The sequence below is a fragment of the Devosia aquimaris genome (assembly GCF_020169335.1).
GTDB classification, from domain to species: Bacteria; Pseudomonadota; Alphaproteobacteria; order Rhizobiales; family Devosiaceae; genus Devosia; species Devosia aquimaris.
In genome coordinates this window covers 1,028,127-1,046,447 of record NZ_JAIEZN010000001.1, presented here as the reverse complement: position 1 = coordinate 1,046,447, position 18,321 = coordinate 1,028,127, and the positions used below count along the sequence as shown (strand labels likewise).

Annotated in this window: 19 protein-coding genes; 12 read left to right on the top strand and 7 right to left on the bottom strand. The window is 65.0% G+C overall.

Annotated elements, in window-relative coordinates:
- The first annotated feature begins 118 nt into the window (after positions 1-118).
- Positions 119-448 (top strand): ArsR/SmtB family transcription factor, encoded by a 330-nt coding sequence (locus tag K1177_RS05025; RefSeq protein WP_224702217.1) that lies wholly within the window; start codon positions 119-121, stop codon positions 446-448.
- Entirely contained in the window at positions 445-918 is a 474-nt protein-coding gene (locus K1177_RS05020; protein ID WP_224702216.1) for an SRPBCC family protein, read from the top strand. Before K1177_RS05025 ends, K1177_RS05020 begins: the two co-directional genes overlap by 4 nt.
- A 6-nt stretch (positions 919-924) precedes the next feature.
- Here the strand turns inward: K1177_RS05020 and K1177_RS05015 are convergent, their stop codons facing one another.
- The 3 genes from K1177_RS05015 to K1177_RS05005 all read right to left on the bottom strand — a co-directional run bounded on the left by K1177_RS05015 (position 925) and on the right by K1177_RS05005 (position 3,278).
- The gene (locus K1177_RS05015; RefSeq protein WP_224702215.1) at positions 925-2,169 is read right to left on the bottom strand and encodes an MFS transporter; all 1,245 of its coding nucleotides are present in this window, start codon (positions 2,167-2,169) and stop codon (positions 925-927) included.
- Positions 2,166-2,768 carry a winged helix-turn-helix domain-containing protein gene (locus K1177_RS05010; protein ID WP_224702214.1) on the bottom strand — a complete coding sequence of 201 codons (603 nt, stop codon included), beginning with the start codon at positions 2,766-2,768 and terminating at the stop codon, positions 2,166-2,168. Before K1177_RS05010 ends, K1177_RS05015 begins: the two co-directional genes overlap by 4 nt.
- Before the next feature lie 102 nt (positions 2,769-2,870).
- Positions 2,871-3,278, bottom strand: coding sequence for a winged helix-turn-helix transcriptional regulator (locus K1177_RS05005; protein WP_318153272.1), 408 nt, complete (start codon positions 3,276-3,278; stop codon positions 2,871-2,873).
- Between the two features lie 158 nt (positions 3,279-3,436).
- Here K1177_RS05005 and K1177_RS05000 point away from each other — a divergent pair, with 158 nt between their 5' ends.
- From K1177_RS05000 to K1177_RS04985, 4 genes are all read left to right on the top strand, one after another.
- Positions 3,437-4,318 carry an NmrA family NAD(P)-binding protein gene (locus K1177_RS05000; RefSeq protein ID WP_224702213.1) on the top strand — a complete coding sequence of 294 codons (882 nt, stop codon included), beginning with the start codon at positions 3,437-3,439 and terminating at the stop codon, positions 4,316-4,318.
- Positions 4,319-4,476: 158 nt separating this feature from the next.
- Entirely contained in the window at positions 4,477-6,807 is a 2,331-nt protein-coding gene (locus K1177_RS04995) for an efflux RND transporter permease subunit (protein WP_224702212.1), read from the top strand.
- A 137-nt stretch (positions 6,808-6,944) separates the two neighbouring features.
- Positions 6,945-7,472 (top strand): hypothetical protein, encoded by a 528-nt coding sequence (locus K1177_RS04990; RefSeq protein WP_224702211.1) that lies wholly within the window; start codon positions 6,945-6,947, stop codon positions 7,470-7,472.
- Positions 7,473-7,547: 75 nt separating this feature from the next.
- Complete coding sequence (locus tag K1177_RS04985; protein WP_224702210.1) at positions 7,548-8,918, top strand: diguanylate cyclase domain-containing protein; 1,371 nt, start codon at positions 7,548-7,550, stop codon at positions 8,916-8,918.
- A 120-nt stretch (positions 8,919-9,038) separates the two neighbouring features.
- On the opposite strand, the gene ssb is transcribed toward K1177_RS04985, so the two are convergent.
- Positions 9,039-9,554: a single-stranded DNA-binding protein gene (gene ssb / locus K1177_RS04980; protein ID WP_224702209.1), complete on the bottom strand. Its 516-nt coding sequence runs from the start codon at positions 9,552-9,554 to the stop codon at positions 9,039-9,041.
- A 242-nt stretch (positions 9,555-9,796) separates the two neighbouring features.
- Between ssb and K1177_RS04975 the strand changes: the two genes are divergently transcribed.
- The 4 genes from K1177_RS04975 (at position 9,797) to K1177_RS04960 (ending at position 14,401) form a co-directional block, all read left to right on the top strand.
- The gene (locus K1177_RS04975; RefSeq protein WP_224702208.1) at positions 9,797-10,441 is read left to right on the top strand and encodes a LysE family translocator; all 645 of its coding nucleotides are present in this window, start codon (positions 9,797-9,799) and stop codon (positions 10,439-10,441) included.
- Between the two features lie 203 nt (positions 10,442-10,644).
- Complete coding sequence (uvrA, locus tag K1177_RS04970; protein WP_224702207.1) at positions 10,645-13,539, top strand: excinuclease ABC subunit UvrA; 2,895 nt, start codon at positions 10,645-10,647, stop codon at positions 13,537-13,539.
- Positions 13,540-13,901: 362 nt separating this feature from the next.
- Positions 13,902-14,054 (top strand): hypothetical protein, encoded by a 153-nt coding sequence (locus K1177_RS04965; RefSeq protein ID WP_171015814.1) that lies wholly within the window; start codon positions 13,902-13,904, stop codon positions 14,052-14,054.
- Between the two features lie 197 nt (positions 14,055-14,251).
- Complete coding sequence (locus tag K1177_RS04960; RefSeq protein WP_137151762.1) at positions 14,252-14,401, top strand: DUF1127 domain-containing protein; 150 nt, start codon at positions 14,252-14,254, stop codon at positions 14,399-14,401.
- Between the two features lie 90 nt (positions 14,402-14,491).
- Here K1177_RS04960 and K1177_RS04955 read toward each other — a convergent pair whose 3' ends face one another.
- Entirely contained in the window at positions 14,492-15,145 is a 654-nt protein-coding gene (locus K1177_RS04955) for a glutathione S-transferase family protein (RefSeq protein WP_224702206.1), read from the bottom strand.
- A 99-nt stretch (positions 15,146-15,244) separates the two neighbouring features.
- Between K1177_RS04955 and trmFO the strand changes: the two genes are divergently transcribed.
- Both trmFO and K1177_RS04945 read left to right on the top strand, forming a co-directional pair.
- On the top strand, positions 15,245-16,630 hold the full coding sequence (gene trmFO / locus K1177_RS04950; RefSeq protein WP_224702205.1) for a methylenetetrahydrofolate--tRNA-(uracil(54)-C(5))-methyltransferase (FADH(2)-oxidizing) TrmFO: 1,386 nt from the start codon (positions 15,245-15,247) through the stop codon (positions 16,628-16,630).
- Positions 16,627-17,079, top strand: a complete 453-nt coding sequence (locus K1177_RS04945) for a YiiD C-terminal domain-containing protein (RefSeq protein WP_224702204.1) — start codon at positions 16,627-16,629, stop codon at positions 17,077-17,079. Before trmFO ends, K1177_RS04945 begins: the two co-directional genes overlap by 4 nt.
- Here the strand turns inward: K1177_RS04945 and K1177_RS04940 are convergent.
- Positions 17,076-17,921, bottom strand: a complete 846-nt coding sequence (locus tag K1177_RS04940) for a phytoene/squalene synthase family protein (protein ID WP_224702203.1) — start codon at positions 17,919-17,921, stop codon at positions 17,076-17,078. The genes K1177_RS04945 and K1177_RS04940 overlap by 4 nt on opposite strands.
- Positions 17,921-18,310: an Mth938-like domain-containing protein gene (locus tag K1177_RS04935; RefSeq protein ID WP_224702202.1), complete on the bottom strand. Its 390-nt coding sequence runs from the start codon at positions 18,308-18,310 to the stop codon at positions 17,921-17,923. The genes K1177_RS04940 and K1177_RS04935 overlap by 1 nt, the downstream gene beginning before the upstream one ends.
- Positions 18,311-18,321 lie beyond the last annotated feature (11 nt).

Here is an 18,321-nt window from a genome sequence, read left to right as displayed (position 1 = left end):
CGGCCGGGAATACCAATTTTGCGGCGCGTTAGGTGTGGATTGCCAAGGCATGCCCGGCTTGACGGCCATCGTCTGACGCTGTATTTGCATGCCAACGCAATTACTCTGGTTAGCAAATATGAGCGATCCCCTCACCCGCACCTTCAGCGCGCTGGCCGATCCGACCCGGCGCGCCCTGCTGGCCCGGTTGGCCGAAGGGCCGGCCACGGTCAATGAACTGGCGGCCCCGTTCGCGCTGACGCTGCCGACCGTGTCGCGCCACCTCAAGGTGCTCGAGGAGGCCGGGCTGCTGCGCAAGGAACGGCATGCGCAATCCCGGCCCTGCCGGCTGGACCCCGCCCCGCTGGCGGCGGCGGATGCGTGGATCGAGACCTATCGCAGCTTCTTTGCCGAGCGGCTGGATCGGCTTGGCGCGCAACTGACGACGACCCCAGGAGAGAAAGAATGACGGGACCCCGGCGCGGCTTCACCCTTGTGCGTACCTATCCCGTGCCGCCGGCTGAGGTCTTTGCGGCCTGGACGGAGCCGGACAAGCTCGACTGGTTCCTCAATCCCGGCATGCCGATCGCCTGGCCACCGCAGGTTGATTTGCGCGTGGGCGGCGCCTGGCGGCTGCACATGGTCGAGACGGCAGACAAATCCTATGTCACCGGCGGCATCTATCGCGAGATCGACAAGCCGCATCGCCTTGCCTTTACCTTTGGCGCGGTGGGTGGCTGGCCCGATCTCACCGACGGGGTCGAGGATGCGCCACTGGTGACGCTGGACTTCCAGGCCTTGGATCGCGGCACAAGAATGACTCTCCGACTGGACTTGCCGCCCCATCTTGACGACGAGGCCATCCGCAACTGGTTTAACCTCGGGATCGAGGCCGGCATGAGCCAGACCATCGACAGGCTGCGCCTGCCGCGGCCCTGAGCGCCGTCAGCTGGTTGCGCCAGCCCTCGCCTGCCCCATCTGGCGAAAGCTGGGTATCGCAAGGGGCAGCAGCGTGGCGCAGAGATAGAGCGTGGCCGTTACACCCAGGGCCGGCAAGATGCCGACATTGTTGACCAGAAGACCCGCGTAGAGCCCGCCAAAGGGGATCAGCGACCAGGTGAGCGCGCCGGTCAAAGCGATGACCCGGCCGACCATCGGCGCGGGCGTCCGTTCGAGCAGGATGGCCGAGATGATGGGGTTGAGGAAGCCCGCGGCCAGACCGCCCAGCAGCAGAATGGCGATGATGGCGGGCAACGGCAGGTTGAGCGCAAAGCTCCCCAATGCCAGCGGACCGGCGCAGAGGAAGCCCAGGGTATAGAGCAGCAGGCGCGGCAGGCGGGCGCCATAGATCGCCGCGAGGGTGGACCCGGCAATGGCCGAGGCCGAAAAGGTGGCCAGGAAGATGCCGACCCAGGTGACATCAAGACCGGCGGCGCGAACCCAGACGGGCAATAGGACCATGGAGTAGGCCTGATCGAACAGATTGGTCACGGCGATCATCAGCACCAGGCCCATGAGCACGGCGTCACTGCGCAGGACGTGCCAGCCGGCGGCGAACTGGCCGATATAGCCGATGGGTACGACGGGTTCGGCTGTGGCATCGGCAGCGACGGCAGCATTGGTTCGCGGAACGCCCATGGACAGCACGAGAGCCGAGAGCAGGAAGGCCGTGGCATTGGCGATGAGCGCCGCGCCGGAGCCCAGCAGACCGATCAGGGCGCCCGCGCTGGCGGCGCCCAACGTGCCGGCCAGCCGATCCGCAGCGCCGACCACGCCCGTCACCCGTTCGAGCGGCATGTGGCCGAGAGCGGCCACGGCGGGCACCATGGCCTGCTTGCTGGCATCGGCGGGTGCGCGCAGCACGCCGATCAACGCCAGAGCCGGCAACAAGATCCAGATGGAGAGCAGGCCTGCCCAATAGAGCAGTGGCACCACCGCGACCGCCATGGTCGACAGCAGGTCGCAGGTGATGGCCATGCGCCGCGGGCCAAGGCGGTCGATGAGCGGACCACCCAGCGCCTTGGCCAGAACATAGGGCAGCATTTCGGCCAGGCCAGCCAGACCGGTCAGCACAGGGTCACCGGTGGTTTCGAGTACCAGCCAGGGCACGGCGATGGCCGAAAAGCGCGTGCCGGTGGTGGCAAGGACAGTTGCCGCCGAGAGGGCGAGGAAGGGTCTGGGCAGGCTCATGACGGATCCTGCTCCGGCTGATCGGCCATCAAGGGGGCGGCATTGAGGATGACGGAAAATGGCCGCAGGTCACCCGGCAGCGGCGCGACCAGTGGCGGCGCGGCGGCCATGGCCTCGGTGAGCAGCGACTTGATCTGGTCGATCAGCGCGGCGGCGGCCTCGGGCGTCATGGCGATGGTGTAGTCGCTGACGGTGAACGCCTGGCGCCATGCCAGCGGCAGCTCGGGATAGGCATTGTGCGCCGCCTGCATCTGCCGCATGTGCCAGTTGATCGCCGCTTGCTGGAAGGCGAGGCCCGCCTCGAGCGCATCGCCTTCGACGCTGTCGGTGAGAAAGGTCGTCATGTCATGCCGGGAGCGCCACCAGCGGTCGCGCTGATTGCCGCGCGCGCTGTCTTCCTCGATGAAACCATGCTGCGCCAGTTGCCGCAGATGATAGCTGGTGGCGCCCGAGTTGAGGCCGAGGCGCGCCGCGAGGCCAGACGCGGTTGCCGGGCCATCGAGACGCAGCAGGCTGAGCATGCGCAGCCGCACAGGATGGGCGAGCGCCTTGAGCGCGGTGGGATCAGGGGCAATCCGGGTAATGCTGCGCCGGGCCATGCGACATCTCCTTGTCGCTGGCCAGACTATATTGCAAACAAACGTTTGCAAACGATTCTTTGCGATTGAAGCGCCGACGCCTCTGGTACGGCGCGGAAGACCTCAGTTGGCGCTGTCGAACACCTGGCGGGCCTGGTCGATGCGGGGATGGTTCTCGCCTGCCCACTGGATCAGGTGCCCAAACGGCACAATGATGGACTCGCCCAGCGACGTCAGGCGGTATTCCACCGAGGGCGGCTTGGTGTCGAAGACAGCGCGCGCCACCATGCCGTCGCGCTGCAGGTCGCGCAGCGTCTGGGTCAGCATCTTCTGCGAGATATCGGGAATCTCCCGCCGCAGCTGGTTGAAACGCCGGGGGCCACTGGCCAGCGTCATCACGAGAAGCATGCTCCACTTGTCGGAGATCTTGTCGAGCACGCCGCGGACCGGACAGGCATCGGGCGGACCAGCCGGCGCCTGGTTCCAGCGTTCGATGTACAGGGCGGCTTCTTCAGATAGGGTGCGCAACACGGCTGGGTACTCCTGGGCAGTTACCTGTGGGTGACTTTAAGCGGCCAAAGTGCCTCCTTTTCGTCATCCCGGAAGCAGACTAGATAGCACTCTCCAAACGATACTTACTCTCCATCGGCATCCGCTGCAAGGAGGAGTTGGTCAACACGGAGATCAAGATGACTCAATTCAAGGATCAGACACTGCTGGTCACGGGCGCAGCCGGCCATCTCGGCCGTATCGCGGTGGAAGAGCTGCTGGCGCGTGGCGCCACCCGCATCGTTGCCGGCACGCGCGACGTCAGCAAGCTGGCCGATCTGGCCGCCCGGGGCGTTGAGGTCCGCAAGGTCGATTTCGACGATGCCGCCAGCCTGACCGCAGCCTTCGCCGGCGTGGATCGCGTGCTGATCGTCAGCACGGACGGCATTGGCTCGCGCGTTGCCCAGCAGACCGCGGCGGTCAATGCCGCCAAGGCTGCCGGCGTCAAGCACATCGTCTACACCTCGGCACCGGCTGCCCGGCCCAACCCTGACGCCGGCATCGGCTTTGAGCATTATTGGACCGAGCTGGCCATCGCCAACAGCGGCCTGGGCTTCACCATCCTGCGCAACCACATGTATGCCGAAAACAACCTGGCCGATGCGGCCCATGTCATTGCTTCGGGCCAGTTGTTCGGCCTGATTGGCGACCGTGGCACATCCTATGTGACCCGCGCGGACGCGGCCCGCACGGCGGCAGGCGCGCTGCTGCAGTGCGAGGGCCAGACCATCGAGGATGTGACCGGCCCCGCCTTTGTGACCAATGTCGACCGCGCAGCGCTCTATAGCCAGATCAGTGGCAAGCCGGTGCAGGTCATTGCCGTAGCGCCCGACCAGCTGCAGGCCGGCATGGTCTCTGCCGGTATTCCCGAGGGCTTTGCCGGCGCGCTGGTGGCCTTCCAGAAGGATGCCGTCACCGGCCACTTTGGCGTGGTCACCGACACTGTCGAGCGCTACTCGGGCCGCAAGCCTGCCACGCTCGCCGATTTCCTGGCGGCGAACCGCCCTGCCCTCGGCCTCTGAGGTCAACGTCAGCTGCTGCCCCGCCACTCTGGCGGGGCAGCAGCTGCATTATGAGTGTATGACTGGCGCCGGGGCCCGCCCGCACTCCGGCCGCCGCTGACAAACCCCTGGGAATCGCGCAGCTTGGCCCCAGCGCGTGCAAGCTGGGGTCAAATATCGTGGGGTCTGTGTTCAAGCGTCTATGGGCGACGATCACATATGACCGGTCCATCGGCTTCGGACTGGAGTATTTCGGTTTCGCCACGCTGCGCTACCCCAAGATCGTGGCCCTGCTGGTGGTGCTGGTCACCGGACTATGCGCCAGCCAGTTGCCGCGGGCCAATGTCGATGGCGACCTGCTGCGCATCTATGCCGACTCCGGCCAGTATTATGATGCCTATGACCACCTGTCGCAGACCTTCGGTACCTTCGAGAACGATGTCTATGTGCTGGTCAGCTCGCCCACTCTGACCGATCCGGAGACGCTGGAGCGGGTGCGCGAGCTGGCGTTCGACCTCGAGCTCAACGATTTCGCCGTGGGCACCATGTCGCCGTTCACCCTGCGCAGGCCCAGCGAGTATGGCGGATCCGTGCCGGCTGTGCCCGAAGGCATGCAGGATTTCGCCGAAGTGGCTGTGGCGCTAAGTGACCTGCAGCAGAACGACCCGCTGATGCGGAACCTGATCACACCGGACCTGACCGGCATTGTGCTCATCATGTTCCCCAACCCCGAAATGACGCGGGGCGATGGCACCAAGGCGATGATCGCCAGCGTGCGTGAGACCATCGCGCCCTATCAGGATGGCAATATCTCCGTCGAACTGACCGGTCCCCCGATCTGGACCAGCGAGATGATCAACGCCTCGGTTTCCGACCAGCTCAAGTTCACCATCTGGGGCTTTGGACTGGGCGCCCTGATTGCGCTTCTGGCACTGCGCTCCCTGCCCGGCGCCTTGCTGGTGGCCGCGACGCCGGCTCTGTCGGTACTGTGGTCGATGGGGATCATCCTGTTCTTCTTTGGCTCGTTCACCTTTCTGACGGTGATCGTCACCACGCTGGTGCTGGTGATCAGCTTTGCGGAGTCGATGTTCTTCGTCTTCAACTGGCTGGCCTATTGGCGCGACGGAATGGACCCGGACGAGGCGGTGGATACCACCGTCAAGCTGGTGGGGCCGGCAGCGGCGCTGACCATGCTCACCACGTTTGTGAGCTTCGCCTCGCTGGCCTTCACCCCGGGCCAGGGCGTTCGCGAGTTCTCCATAGCCGGCGCCATCGGCACCTTCGTGCTGTTTGTATGCCTGATGACCTTCCTGCCACTGATGCTCAAAGCCGCCGTGCGGATGGGTTTCAAGGCGCCCAAGCGCAGCAGCCTGGTGCTGACTGCCGCCCTGCCGCTGAGCTGGTTCATCGCCAGCCGCCATGGGCGCCTGCTGTCGGTGGTTGCGATCATCGTCACCGTGGGCCTGTTCGTGCCCTATGTGCTGATCAAGCCGCATTTCTCGTTCGAGGATTTCATCGCCAAAGACTCCATGGCGCTGTCGGCGGCGGAAAATATCGACGAGGGGGTTGGCGGCGTGGCGCCGCTCTATATCCGCGTGCCGCTGCAGGATGGCGATCCCAATGTCACCGAGCGCGACTTCGAGACCATCCAGACGGTGCATCGCATTCTGGAAGGCCACATTGGGGACAACAAGGTGATCTCAGCGGCGGCCATGACGGACTATACCGATGCCGGATTCTCCCGCGAGGAGGTGTTCGACTCCGTGGGGCCGTTCCTGCGCAAGCGCTTTGTGACTGATGATGGCACCCAGGCGCTGGTCACCGGCTTCATGCCCACGATCATGGATTCTGACGACCTCAAGCAGATGGTGACGGACGTCAAAGCCGAGTTGGCGGCGGCCGGCGTGGCCGGCGCCGAAATCGGCGGGTTCCGCGTGTTGACCACCTATGGCACCGACCAGATCGTGAGTGGGCTGCAGCTCGACCTCACCATGTCGGTGCTGGTCAACCTGGCGCTGATCGGCTTTGCCTTCCAGTCGTTCCGGGTGGCGCTGGCATCCGCCATTCCCAACCTCTTCCCGGTGCTGGGCACCGAGGCCTGGCTCTATTTCAGCGGCCAGGGGCTGCAATTGACGACCGTGATCGCGCTCACCATCGCCTTCGGCATTGCAGTGGACGACACGGTGCACTTCCTCTCCCACTACCTGCATGCGCGGCGGGAGGAGAAGATGGACCACATGGGCGCCATCAAGCACACGGTGCACCGCATCGGCGGCGCCATTGTCGCCACCACGATCATCCTGTGTTCCGGGGTCATCATCGTTACCTTCTCGGACCTGCCGCAGGTGGCGCTGTTTGGCACGCTGTTCGTGTCCACGCTTGGCTTCGCGGTGATTGGCGACCTGTTCATCCTGCCGGCACTGCTGGTGGCAGGCGGCAAGTTCTTCCTGCCGCTGGGGCGCATTCGTGTGCGCACCGGCGAAGACGCCGCGCCGCATGGGTCTGGCTGAGAGGGGGATCCGGCGGGCGCTTGCGAGCAAATGGCTGCCGCGTCTAGAGTGGCGGAACGGCGATTCTGGCGCGCGAAAATCGCCGCCAGGCTGGCCGCATCTGCCGGGGGGCATGATGGTTCTGGAGGCTTGCTAGAATGAGACGTTTGGCACCCGGCGTGCGCGCCCTGGGTCTTTTGGCCCTTCTGTTGGCGAGTGGCGCCGGCAGCGCGCCCGTGCTTGCCGCTCCCGATGATGTGGCACTGCTGAAATCCTATATTGGCACCTGGCGCGGGCGTGGCACCTTGACGGGCGCCAATGTCGAGACCGTCGTCTGCCGGCTGACGTTGGCGGAGGGCAATCGCGACATGGTCAACTACAATGGACGCTGCACCCTGGCCGGCACGCAGCTGTCGATCGCCGGCACGGTGGCCTATGTGGAGGCCAACAAGCGCTATGAAGCGGCCATGAGCTCGAACGCCAAGTTCGGCGGCCGCGCCATCGGCCAGAAGCGCGGCGGCAATGTGATCTTCACCATGCACGAGCGCGACAAGGACGAGGCCGGCAAGGATCTCGACATCTCCGCGCAGATGAAGTTCAGCCAGGACGCCATCCATGTCGTTTTCGACGTGGTCTATGTGGACAATGGCGACAGTCTGCGCGCCGAGGTGCCTTTCAGCCGCTGATCGGCGTTTGCGCACAAAGCCTTAACCGAAACGACCCTAGTGTATCCAGCAGGTTGGAAACACAGGTTGTTTGTCTTGTCTGGTCTTGGTGCTGCCGCTGCCCAATCGTCAACGGCGCCGGAAGGTGTGCCGGACGCCGCGCCGGCGGCCGGCACGCTTGAGCGCCTGCGGCAACTGCTGCAGGTGGACGCCGTGGCGGTCTCACGGCGGCAAGGCGAGACTGTCGAGATCGTCGACTACAGCGGCGACACGGCGCATCTGGCCTGCATTGCCACGCACCCGATTGAGGCCTGCCCCTTTGGTGCGCCGCTGGTGATTGCCGACACGGCGCGCGTGCGCGGCCTGGCGCCCGGGCGCACCCGCTTCTACGCTGCCATTCCCATGCCGGACGGCACTGACAATCCCGCGCTGACCCTGCATCTGTGCGACGCCAGACCGCGCGGCCCGGCCATGGCGCACCGGCTCGAGGCCATGGCTATCGAGGTGACCAGCCGCGCCACGATCGGCCGGATGTTGCGGCAGCGCGCGCATGAGCGGGGCCGGCATGAGGCCGAGCTGCGGGCCCAGAACGAGCGCTTCGAGCGCGCCTCCGAGACGGCCAGCATCGGCATCTGGGAATGCGAGCTCAGCGACGAGAGCCTGACCTGGACGTCGGGCGTCTACGACATCTTCGAAATTCCGCGCGGCGCACCGATCGACCGGGAGAGCACGCTGCAGCGCTATACTGCGGAGTCGCGCGCCGCCATGGCGGCGGCGCGGGCGCGGGCCATCGCCCAATGCGGGGATTTCTCGGTCGAGGTGGAGATTGTTACCCTGCAAGGCCGCCAGCGCTGGATGCGGATCACCGGCACAGTGGAAGCACGCGACGGCAAGGCCGTGCGCATCTTCGGGATGAAGCAGGACATTACCGAGCAGCGTCTGCTGGCGGACCGCACGCGCTACCTGGCCGAGACCGACGTGATGACCGGTCTGGCCAACCGCAGCCGCTTCCAGGCGCGACTGGACCTTGCCGATGCCGGGCACAATCGGCAGCCGCTCTCGGCCATGTTGCTGGTGGACCTGGATGGCTTCAAACAGATCAACGACAATCACGGCCATGTGCAGGGCGACCGCTGCCTGATCGAGGCGGCGCAGCGCCTGTCCAGCTGCTGCCAAGGGGCTGAGCTTGTCGCCCGCATCGGCGGCGACGAGTTCGCGGTGCTGCTGGGGCCGGACACGGCGCCCGATGCCGCCCAGGCCCTGGCCGCGCAGATTGTCGAAACCATCGGACGGCCCTTAGTCAGTGACGGGCAATTGCTGGCGCTCAGCGCCTCCGTGGGGCTGGCCCATGACGATGGCCTGGGGGCGGATGACTTGCTCCGACGCGCCGACATGGCGCTTTATGCCGCCAAGGCAGCAGGGCGCAACACCAGCCGGGTACACGGCCCGCGCGTGCGCTCGGCCTGACGCCGCTCTCGACCAAATAACAAGAGGGGCCGCATGGCGACCCCTCCTGGCATTCAATATGGCTGACAGTCGTAGCCGCGGGTCCTGCCCGGCACGCCGTCCAGCATCGCTCGGAACCGATCAGAACGGGATGTCGTCGTCCATGCCGCCGGGCTCGAAGGCCGGCGCATTGGCCTGGGGCCGGCGGGCACCGCCGCCGCCATTGCCGCCACCGAAGCCACCGCCGGAATTGTCGCGCACGCCGCGGAAACCGCCCTCGCCGCCACTGGCACCCTCACCGTCGCCGCGACCGTCGAGCAGCGTCAGGTTGGAATTGAAGCCCTGCAGCACGATCTCGGTGCTGTACTTGTCCTGGCCGGACTGATCCTGCCATTTGCGGGTCTGCAACTGGCCTTCGATATAGACCTTGCTGCCCTTGCGCAGATAGCTCTCGGCCACGCGGGTCAGGCCTTCCGAGAAGATCACCACGCGGTGCCATTCGGTCTTCTCGCGGCGCTCGCCGGTGTTGCGGTCCTTCCAGGACTCGGAGGTGGCAATGGACAGATTGACCACCTTGCCGCCGCTGGGGAGGTTGCGCACCTCGGGATCCGCACCCAGATTGCCGACCAGGATCACCTTATTGACACTGCCTGCCATCGCTCAATTCCTTCTCAATTCAGTCCCGGGCCCTGCCCCTTGGGACGCTCACTTACATAGCGCGGGCACTTTACGCCCCCACGCCGCTCACCGCGCCTGCCTTAGCAGGGTTGTGAACAGAAGTGTCGCTGCGTTTGTTCCTATTATGTTCTCATTCTAGGGCCATTGTCAATTCGCCGCTGTTGCTGACACGCCCTGTCAGCAGACCTCCGCCATGGCATCACCTCTGATGGGGATGCGGCATGGACTATGCACAGGCGCTGGGGATTTTTACCGTTCTGCTGCTCGGCATCATCGTTGTGCCGGGCATGGACATGCTGTTCGTGCTGGCCAATGCGCTGACATCCGGGCGCCGGGCCGGCCTGGCGGCGGTGGCTGGCATCATGATCGGCGGCGCCGTGCATACGCTGTTTGGCGCCCTGGCCGTGGGTGTGCTGGCGCAGCTGCCAATGGCCATGTTCCAGGCGATGGTGCTGATCGGCGCCGCCTATATGGCCTGGATCGGCTATGGGCTCGTGGCGAGCAGCATTACGGTGACCAAGGTGGGGCGCGCGGCGCCGCGGTCCGAACTGGCTATTCTGCGCCAGGGCACGATCACGTGCCTGCTCAACCCCAAGGCCTATCTCTTCGTGCTGGCGGTCTATCCGCAATATATGCGGCCGGCCTTTGGCCCGATCTGGTCACAGGCGCTGGTGCTGGGCTGTCTGACCGTTGCCATGCAGGGCCTGATCTATGGCGCGCTGGCCCTGGGCGCCGGGCGCGCCCGCGACGGGCTGACCGGTCATCCGCAGGTTACCATATGGATTGGTCGCGGCGCGGGACTGCTGTTCCTGATCGCGGCTGCATTGACTGCCTGGCATGGAGCGACGCTGCATGCGAGCGCTTGACCGAATCTGCCTTGTTCCTTTTATGTTCCTGAGTTACGCAGGCACATCGGGATCGCTCTGCTGCGGTCCAAGCCGGGCAGTCCTGCGTATAGCTGGGTTGAAGGTGTCGTCAGGTCGCCCTATTTTCGGACTCCTCCCGACCGCAGACTGCCTGTTTGATCGCTGTGCCGCCACTCCGGCGCACTGAGCCATGGACTTCAATGATGACGCCAAAGCCAAGCCTCAACCGTGAGATCGTCGTGCGCGGCGCGCGCGAGCACAATCTCAAGGGCATCGACATCAAGCTGCCGCGCGACAGCCTGATCGTGATGACGGGCCTGTCCGGCTCGGGCAAGTCCTCGCTGGCCTTCGACACCATCTATGCCGAGGGGCAGCGCCGCTATGTGGAGTCGCTGTCGGCCTATGCCCGGCAGTTCCTCGAAATGATGCAGAAGCCGGATGTGGAGCACATCGAGGGCCTGTCGCCGGCGATCTCGATCGAGCAGAAGACCACCAGCCGCAATCCGCGCTCGACCGTGGGCACGGTGACGGAGATTTACGACTATCTGCGCCTGCTGTTCGCCCGCGTCGGTGTGCCCTATTCGCCCGCCACGGGCCTGCCGATCGAGAGCCAGACCGTCAGCCAGATGGTGGACAAGACCCTGGCCATCCCCGAGGGCACGCGGCTCTACCTGCTGGCGCCGATCGCGCGCGGCCGCAAGGGCGAATACAAGAAGGAACTGGCCGATTTGATGCGCAAGGGCTTCCAGCGCGTCAAGATCGACGGCGAGTACTACGAGATTGAAGAGGCCCCTGCCCTCGACAAGAAGCTCAAGCACGACATCGAGGTGGTGGTCGACCGCGTGGTGGTGGGTCCCGACATTTCTGGCCGCCTGGCGGAGAGCTTCGAGACTGCGCTGAAGCTGGCCGAGGGCATTGCGCTGATCGAATATGCCGACGAGAAGGGCGAGGACGGGAAGCCGCGCCAGCAGACTTTCTCGGAGAAATTCGCCTGCCCGGTTTCCGGCTTCACCATTGCCGAGGTCGAGCCGCGGCTGTTCTCGTTCAACAATCCCTTCGGCGCCTGCCCGGTCTGCGATGGCCTGGGCACCGAGCAGAAGATCGATCCTGACCAGGTGGTGCCGGACGGCACGCTGTCGCTGCGCGATGGCGCCATCCTGCCCTGGAGCAAGACAAGCGCCCCCTACTACCTGCAGACCCTGGGGGCTGTGGCCAAGCACTATGGCGCCTCCACCGGCACGGCCTGGAACGATCTGCCGTTCGAGGTGCAGCATGCCGTGCTGTTTGGCACCGGCAAGGAGAAGATCGACTTCGTCTATGACGACGGGTTGCGGCAGTACAAGACCAGCAAGGTCTTTGAAGGCGTGATCGGCAATCTCGAGCGGCGCTACAAGGAGACCGAGAGCGCCGGCATGCGCGAAGAAATCGAGAAATATATGTCGGCCAAGCCCTGCGTGGCCTGTGGAGGCTACCGGCTGAAGCCGGAGGCGCTGGCCGTCAAGATCGACGGGCTGCATGTCGGCCAGGTGACCGAGAAGTCGATCCGCGCCGCGGCAGAATGGTTCGAGGCGCTGCCGGCCAAGTTCACGCCCACGCAGCAGCAGATCGGCGAGCGCATCCTCAAGGAAATCCGCGAGCGGCTGAACTTCCTGATCGATGTGGGTCTCGATTATCTCACCATGGCGCGCAACTCCGGCACGCTGTCGGGCGGCGAGAGCCAGCGCATCCGCCTGGCCAGCCAGATCGGCTCGGGCCTGACCGGCGTGCTCTATGTGCTCGACGAGCCCTCCATCGGCCTGCATCAGCGCGACAATGCGCGGCTGCTCGATACGCTGCGCCGCCTGCGCGACATTGGCAATACGGTGATCGTGGTCGAGCATGACGAGGACGCCATCCTGACGGCAGACTACGTGGTCGACATCGGCCCGGGCGCAGGGGTCCATGGCGGCACCATCGTGGCCGAAGGAACGCCGCAGGACATCATCAACCACCCCGACTCGCTGACCGGCAAATATCTGTCCGGGCGGCTCGGCATCGCCATGCCGGCCGAACGGCGCCAGGGCAAGCCGGGCAAGACGCTGAGCGTCAAGGGCGCGACCGGCAACAATCTCAAGAATGTCTCGGTGGACGTACCGCTGGGCCTGTTTGTCGCCATTACCGGTGTGTCCGGCGGCGGCAAGTCGACGCTGATGATCGACACCATGTACCAGGCCATCGCGCGGCGGCTGAACGGCGCCCGCGTCGTTCCGGCGCCGCATGAATCGCTGACGGGCCTCGAATTCCTCGACAAGGTCATCGACATCGACCAGTCGCCCATCGGGCGCACGCCGCGGTCGAATCCGGCCACCTATACCGGCGCCTTCACGCCGCTGCGCGAGTGGTTCGCCGGCCTGCCGGAAGCCAAGACGCGCGGCTATGGGCCGGGGCGCTTCAGCTTCAACGTCAAGGGCGGGCGCTGCGAGAAGTGCGAGGGCGATGGCCTGCTCAAGATCGAGATGCACTTCCTGCCCGACGTCTATGTCACCTGCGATGTGTGCAAGGGCAAGCGCTACAACCGCGAGACGCTCGAGGTGCAGTTCAAGGGCAAGTCGATCTCGGACGTGCTGGACATGACCATCGACGAGGGCGTCGAGTTCTTCTCGGCTGTGCCGGTGATCCGCGACAAGTTCGCCACGCTGCAGCGCGTGGGGCTGGGCTATGTGAAGATCGGCCAGCCCGCCACGACGCTCTCGGGCGGCGAGGCACAGCGCGTCAAGCTGTCCAAGGAACTGAGCAAGCGCGCCACGGGCCGCACGCTCTATATGCTGGACGAGCCGACCACGGGCCTGCATTTCCACGACGTGGCCAAGCTGCTCGAGGTGCTGCATGAGTTGGTCGATGGCGGCAATACGGTGGTGGTGATCGAGCACAATCTGGAAGTCATCAAGACGGCCGACTGGGTGATCGACCTGGGCCCGGAAGGCGGCGATGGCGGCGGCGAGATCGTGGCCATGGGCACACCCGAAGAGGTGGCCGAGAGCCCGCGCTCGCATACCGGCCATTTCCTCAAGGAAATCATGGAACGCCGGCCCCACTTCGCTACCCGCGCTGCCGAATAGCAGCAATGGATCAGCCGGCGGTCGCCTGAACGCGTCGCCGGCTGATTTGCGCGTGCGGCATGATGTCTCCAGTGCCGGCCGCAGTGCTGCCGTGATCGCCCGGTGCGGCGTAGGCAGGCGGAGGCGTGCAAGAGCGACATCGACGGCCCTTTGACCGCCAATGCCCGGTTTTGCGGCCTGTTTGAGCGGAATGCCGTGGCGCCGCGTGGCCCGGAGCGGGCGGCAAATCACTGAGATCACGACATTGGTGTGAAAATGCCATGCATTGATTGCATGAAGCGCGTGACGTTTACGGCATGGCGCGTCTTGGCAAATCACCGCATGGTGGATTTGTCTTCAGACAGCCCAAAGGGAATATGCCGATGTTCGTCCGAGCCGTCTGGCGCGTCAAGCGCCTGGTCGACATCAAGCAAACGTTGCGGGAAATGGACGTGCCCTCGACGCGGGATGCCGATCTTCTGGGGCTCTCCGGCCCTGACTTCTCCAAGATGACGCGGTCGCTTTTCGACCGCTGAATGCGCGAGAGCACGCAATGCCATCAGGCCGCCGGTTTGCCACCCGGCGGCCTTCTTGTTGCCGCAGAACTTAACCAAGCGTCAATCATATCGCGCCAAGCCCCGCGAAAAACGCATAGGTCATTTGACCTTTATCCCACTGCTCATCTTGGCGGCAGTGACGTAAATATAGGCTCGTAAACACAAGGAGACTTCAAATGGACATCCGCAAGACCTTCAAGAAATGGGCCGCTTACCAGCAGACCGTTCGTGAACTGGCCGCTCTCGACAATCGTCAGCTCAACGACCTGGGCATCTCGCGCACCGATATCAATCGCGTCGCTCGTGACCATGCCAGCTCGCTCTAAGATTTGCGTATCTAAACTTTCAGCCAGCGCAAACCGAACAGCCGCTTCTCTATGAGATGCGGCTGTTTTGTTTTTCTGCCCTGGAACTGATCAATAGGCGAGCCTGCCGACAAGTTCGGCATAGCTGACCATCACGGCCTTGCAGAACCCGGGGCGCAGCTGCAGCCGCCGATACCAGTTTTCAACGGCCGGCATGGCTGGCCGGTCGATATCCATGGTGAACCAGCGATAAAGCGCCACCCCTGCAGCGATATCGGCATAGCTGAGCGCATCGCCGGCGACGTAGTCGCGATCGATCAGCGTGCTGTCGAGAATGCGCAGGGCGGATATGGTGCGGGCATGGCTCTCGGCAATGGCCTTTGCATCGTGCAGCGCAGCAGGCGTGCGCACCTTCTGCCAGAACAGGGTTAGCCAGGCCGGCTGAAAGGTCGTGGCCGTCCAGTCAGTCCATTGGTCGACAATGGCCCGCTCCACCGGGTCGGCCCGCCAGAGGCTCTGCTGACCATAACGCGCCGCCAGATAGCGCAGGATGGCGTGACTTTCCCACAGCACCAGCCCCGCTTCGCGAAGGGTCGGGACCCGGCCATTGGGATTGAGCGCCAGGTATTCGGGCGTATCGAGCCCGCCATGGGCGCCGCCAACCAGAATGTGCTCGAAGTCCAGGCCCAGCTCATCGAGGGCCCACAGCGCCTTCTGCACATTGGCCGAACTGGCCCTGCCCCATAGTGTCCGCTCTGCCGCCACGCCTTGCACTCCCCCAAAACGCCCGGCGCCATGCTAGTGATCAGGCCGGGAACCGCAAGATTTGTTGCGCCCCGCGGTACCGCTTGCTATCTGCCAGCCATGTCAAAATCAGAACCCATTCATATCATCGGCGGCGGGCTCGCCGGGTCGGAAGCCGCCTGGCAGGCTGCAGAGGCTGGCGCCAAGGTCATCCTGCATGAAATGCGCCCCGTGCGCGCCACCGATGCGCACCAGACCGACAGCCTTGCCGAGCTGGTCTGCTCGAACAGTTTCCGCTCCGACGATGCCGAGCAGAATGCCGTTGGCCTGCTGCATGAGGAAATGCGGCGCTGCAACTCGCTGATCATGCGCTGCGCCGATGCGCATCAGTTGCCGGCCGGTGGCGCGCTGGCCGTGGACCGGCACGGCTTTTCGGCCGCGGTCACCCAGGCCATCGAGCAGCACCCCAATATCACCATGGCGCGGGAGGAAGTGCCCGGCATGCCGCCGGAGGACTGGCGCAATGTGATCATCGCCACCGGGCCGCTGACGTCGCCGGCGCTGGCGGAAGCGATTCTGGCCAAGACGGGCGAGGATTCGCTGGCGTTTTTCGACGCCATTGCGCCGATCGTCCACTACGACAGCATCAATATGGACATTGTCTGGGCGCAGTCGCGCTATGACAAGGCGGGGCCCGGCGGCACGGGCGCCGACTATCTCAACTGCCCGATGGACAAGGACCAGTACATGGCCTTTGTCGAGGCGCTGAAGGTCGCGCCGCTGCATGAGTTCAAGGACTGGGAAAAGGTCCCCTATTTCGACGGCTGCTTGCCCATCGAAGTGATGGCCGAACGCGGCGTCGAGACGCTGCGGCATGGGCCGATGAAGCCGGTGGGCCTGACCAATCCGCGCAACCCCACGGTCAAACCCTATGCCATCGTGCAGCTGCGGCAGGACAATGCGCTGGGGACGCTGTGGAACATGGTCGGTTTCCAGACCAAGATGCGCTACGGCGTGCAGGCGGAAATCCTGCGCATGATTCCGGGCCTCGAGAACGCGCAATTTGCCCGGCTGGGTGGATTGCATCGCAATACCTTCATCAACTCGCCCAAGGTGCTGGGGCCGGACCTCAAACTGAAAGCTGATCCGCGCATCCGCTTTGCCGGCCAGGTGACCGGTGTAGAAGGCTATGTGGAAAGCGCAGCGGTCGGGCTGATCGCGGGGCGCCTGGCGGCGGCCGATGAGCGCGGCACGCCGATGCCGACGCCGCCGAACACCACGGCTTTGGGCGCGCTGATCGCCCATATCACCGGCGGACATATCGAGTCCGAGAGCTATAGCGGCGCGCGCAGCTTCCAGCCGATGAACGTCAACTTCGGGCTGTTCCCGCCGGTGACCATCACCAAGCCGGAGGGCGTTGCCCGCTGGCGTGGCCCGGACAAGACGATTGCCAAGCGCAAGGCCATCACGAGCCGGGCGCTTGAGGATCTCAAGGCCTGGGCATGACACCGCTGGATCTCGAAGCCTATCTGCATGCCCATATCCCGCAATCGCGGGCCATGGGCGTGACAGTGGTGGCCATCGAGACCGACAGCGTCGAACTGGCGGCGCCGCTGGCGCCCAATATCAATCACCGCGACACGGTGTTTGGCGGCAGCGCCTCGGCGGTTGCGATCCTGGCCGCCTGGAGCCTGCTCCACGTGCGCCTGGCGGCGCTGGGATTGCCCAGCCGCCTCGTCATTCAGCGCAACACCATGGAGTATCTCGCCCCGATGGCCGGCGACTTCACCGCGCGCTCGGCCATTGAACCCGATCAGGACTGGGAGCGCTTTTTGCGCATGCTCAGCCGGCGCGGCGTCGCGCGCATCAGCGTGGGCGCCGAACTCATCTGCGATGGCGTGATCTCCGGCCGATTGAGCGGCGAGTTTGTCGCCTTCGGCGGCGACACCCTCTAAGGCCGGGTCAGGCTCCACCACATCAGACGGGTGATTTTGCGCCAATCGGCATCGTCCGGCGCCGGGGCAAAGAGGCCAGTCTGGCGGCGCTGCAGCAGGGCGAACTGCGCCTTGAGCACAGCAATGGGGGCAAAGGCCGGCTTGAGCTGTGCCGGCAGCTGGGCAATGGCCGTCTCAGCCTTGGCCAGATGGCCGGCGGCCAGTTCGGCGATCTGACCAAGCGCGGCGGCCAGGCCCTCGCTCTCGGTGCCCGAGAAGATTTCCCCTTCGCGCACGCCATTGGCGGCCAGGATCGACCAGGGCAACATGATGCGCCCCTGGGCCGAGACATTGCCGAAGGCGCGGAGATGGCCGATCAGGGCATGGGCGACGCCCAGATGGCCGGCGGCGTCGCCGGTCTCGACCGTCTGGCCGTTGTTGAGGATCATCGCGGCGAGCTGATAAAGCGTCGAGACGGTCTCGCCGGCATAGCCCTCGAAAGTCTCGAGATCGGGCATGGGATCGTCATAGAGATCAAAGCGGCGGGCGCCGATCAGGCGCAGCAGCGTGCCGGCCGGCAGGCTGTAGGTGCCCAAAGTCTGCAGCAGCGCATCGGCCACCGGGTTCTGGCGCACGGCGCCGTGCCCCTCGCCCTCAAGCGCATCGGCCCACCATTGCAGGCGTATCTCACCCGGCGCTGGATCGCTGACCCGCGCGCGGATCGAGGCCACATCGGCGTTGAAGGCATAGAGCGCGGTGACGCCATTGCGGTGGGCGGCGTCGAGGATGAGCGTCGACAGGTAGCGATCGCGGTCACCGGCACGCAGGGCCTGTGCGGCATGCTCAAAGCTGTCCTGAGCCATCAGCGCGCCCGCTCAACCGCGATCAGCGCAGCGGCCACGGCCCGCTGCTCGCCCAGCAGGACGTTGTAGGTGCGCACGGCGCCGCCCGTGCCGATGGCCTCAACGATGATATTGCGTTCGCGCAGGGCCGCCCGGATATCGGCTGGGAAGCCGACAACGTCGTGCCCCAGCCCGACCAGCAGCACGTCGATCTGGTCAGCGACTGCAAAGACAGGCGCCATGGACTGCATGGTGATGTCAGCGGGCGTCGCCACGGCCCAGCCCTGCATGCCCGAAGGCAGGCAGAGCAGAGAGCCGCGATGCGACATGTCGGCAAAGCGGAAGCCGCTATTGCCATAGGCATCGATGCCGACCTGGTCGGGGTAGAAGCCCGGCTCGGGTGTCGTCATGCCCTGCCCTT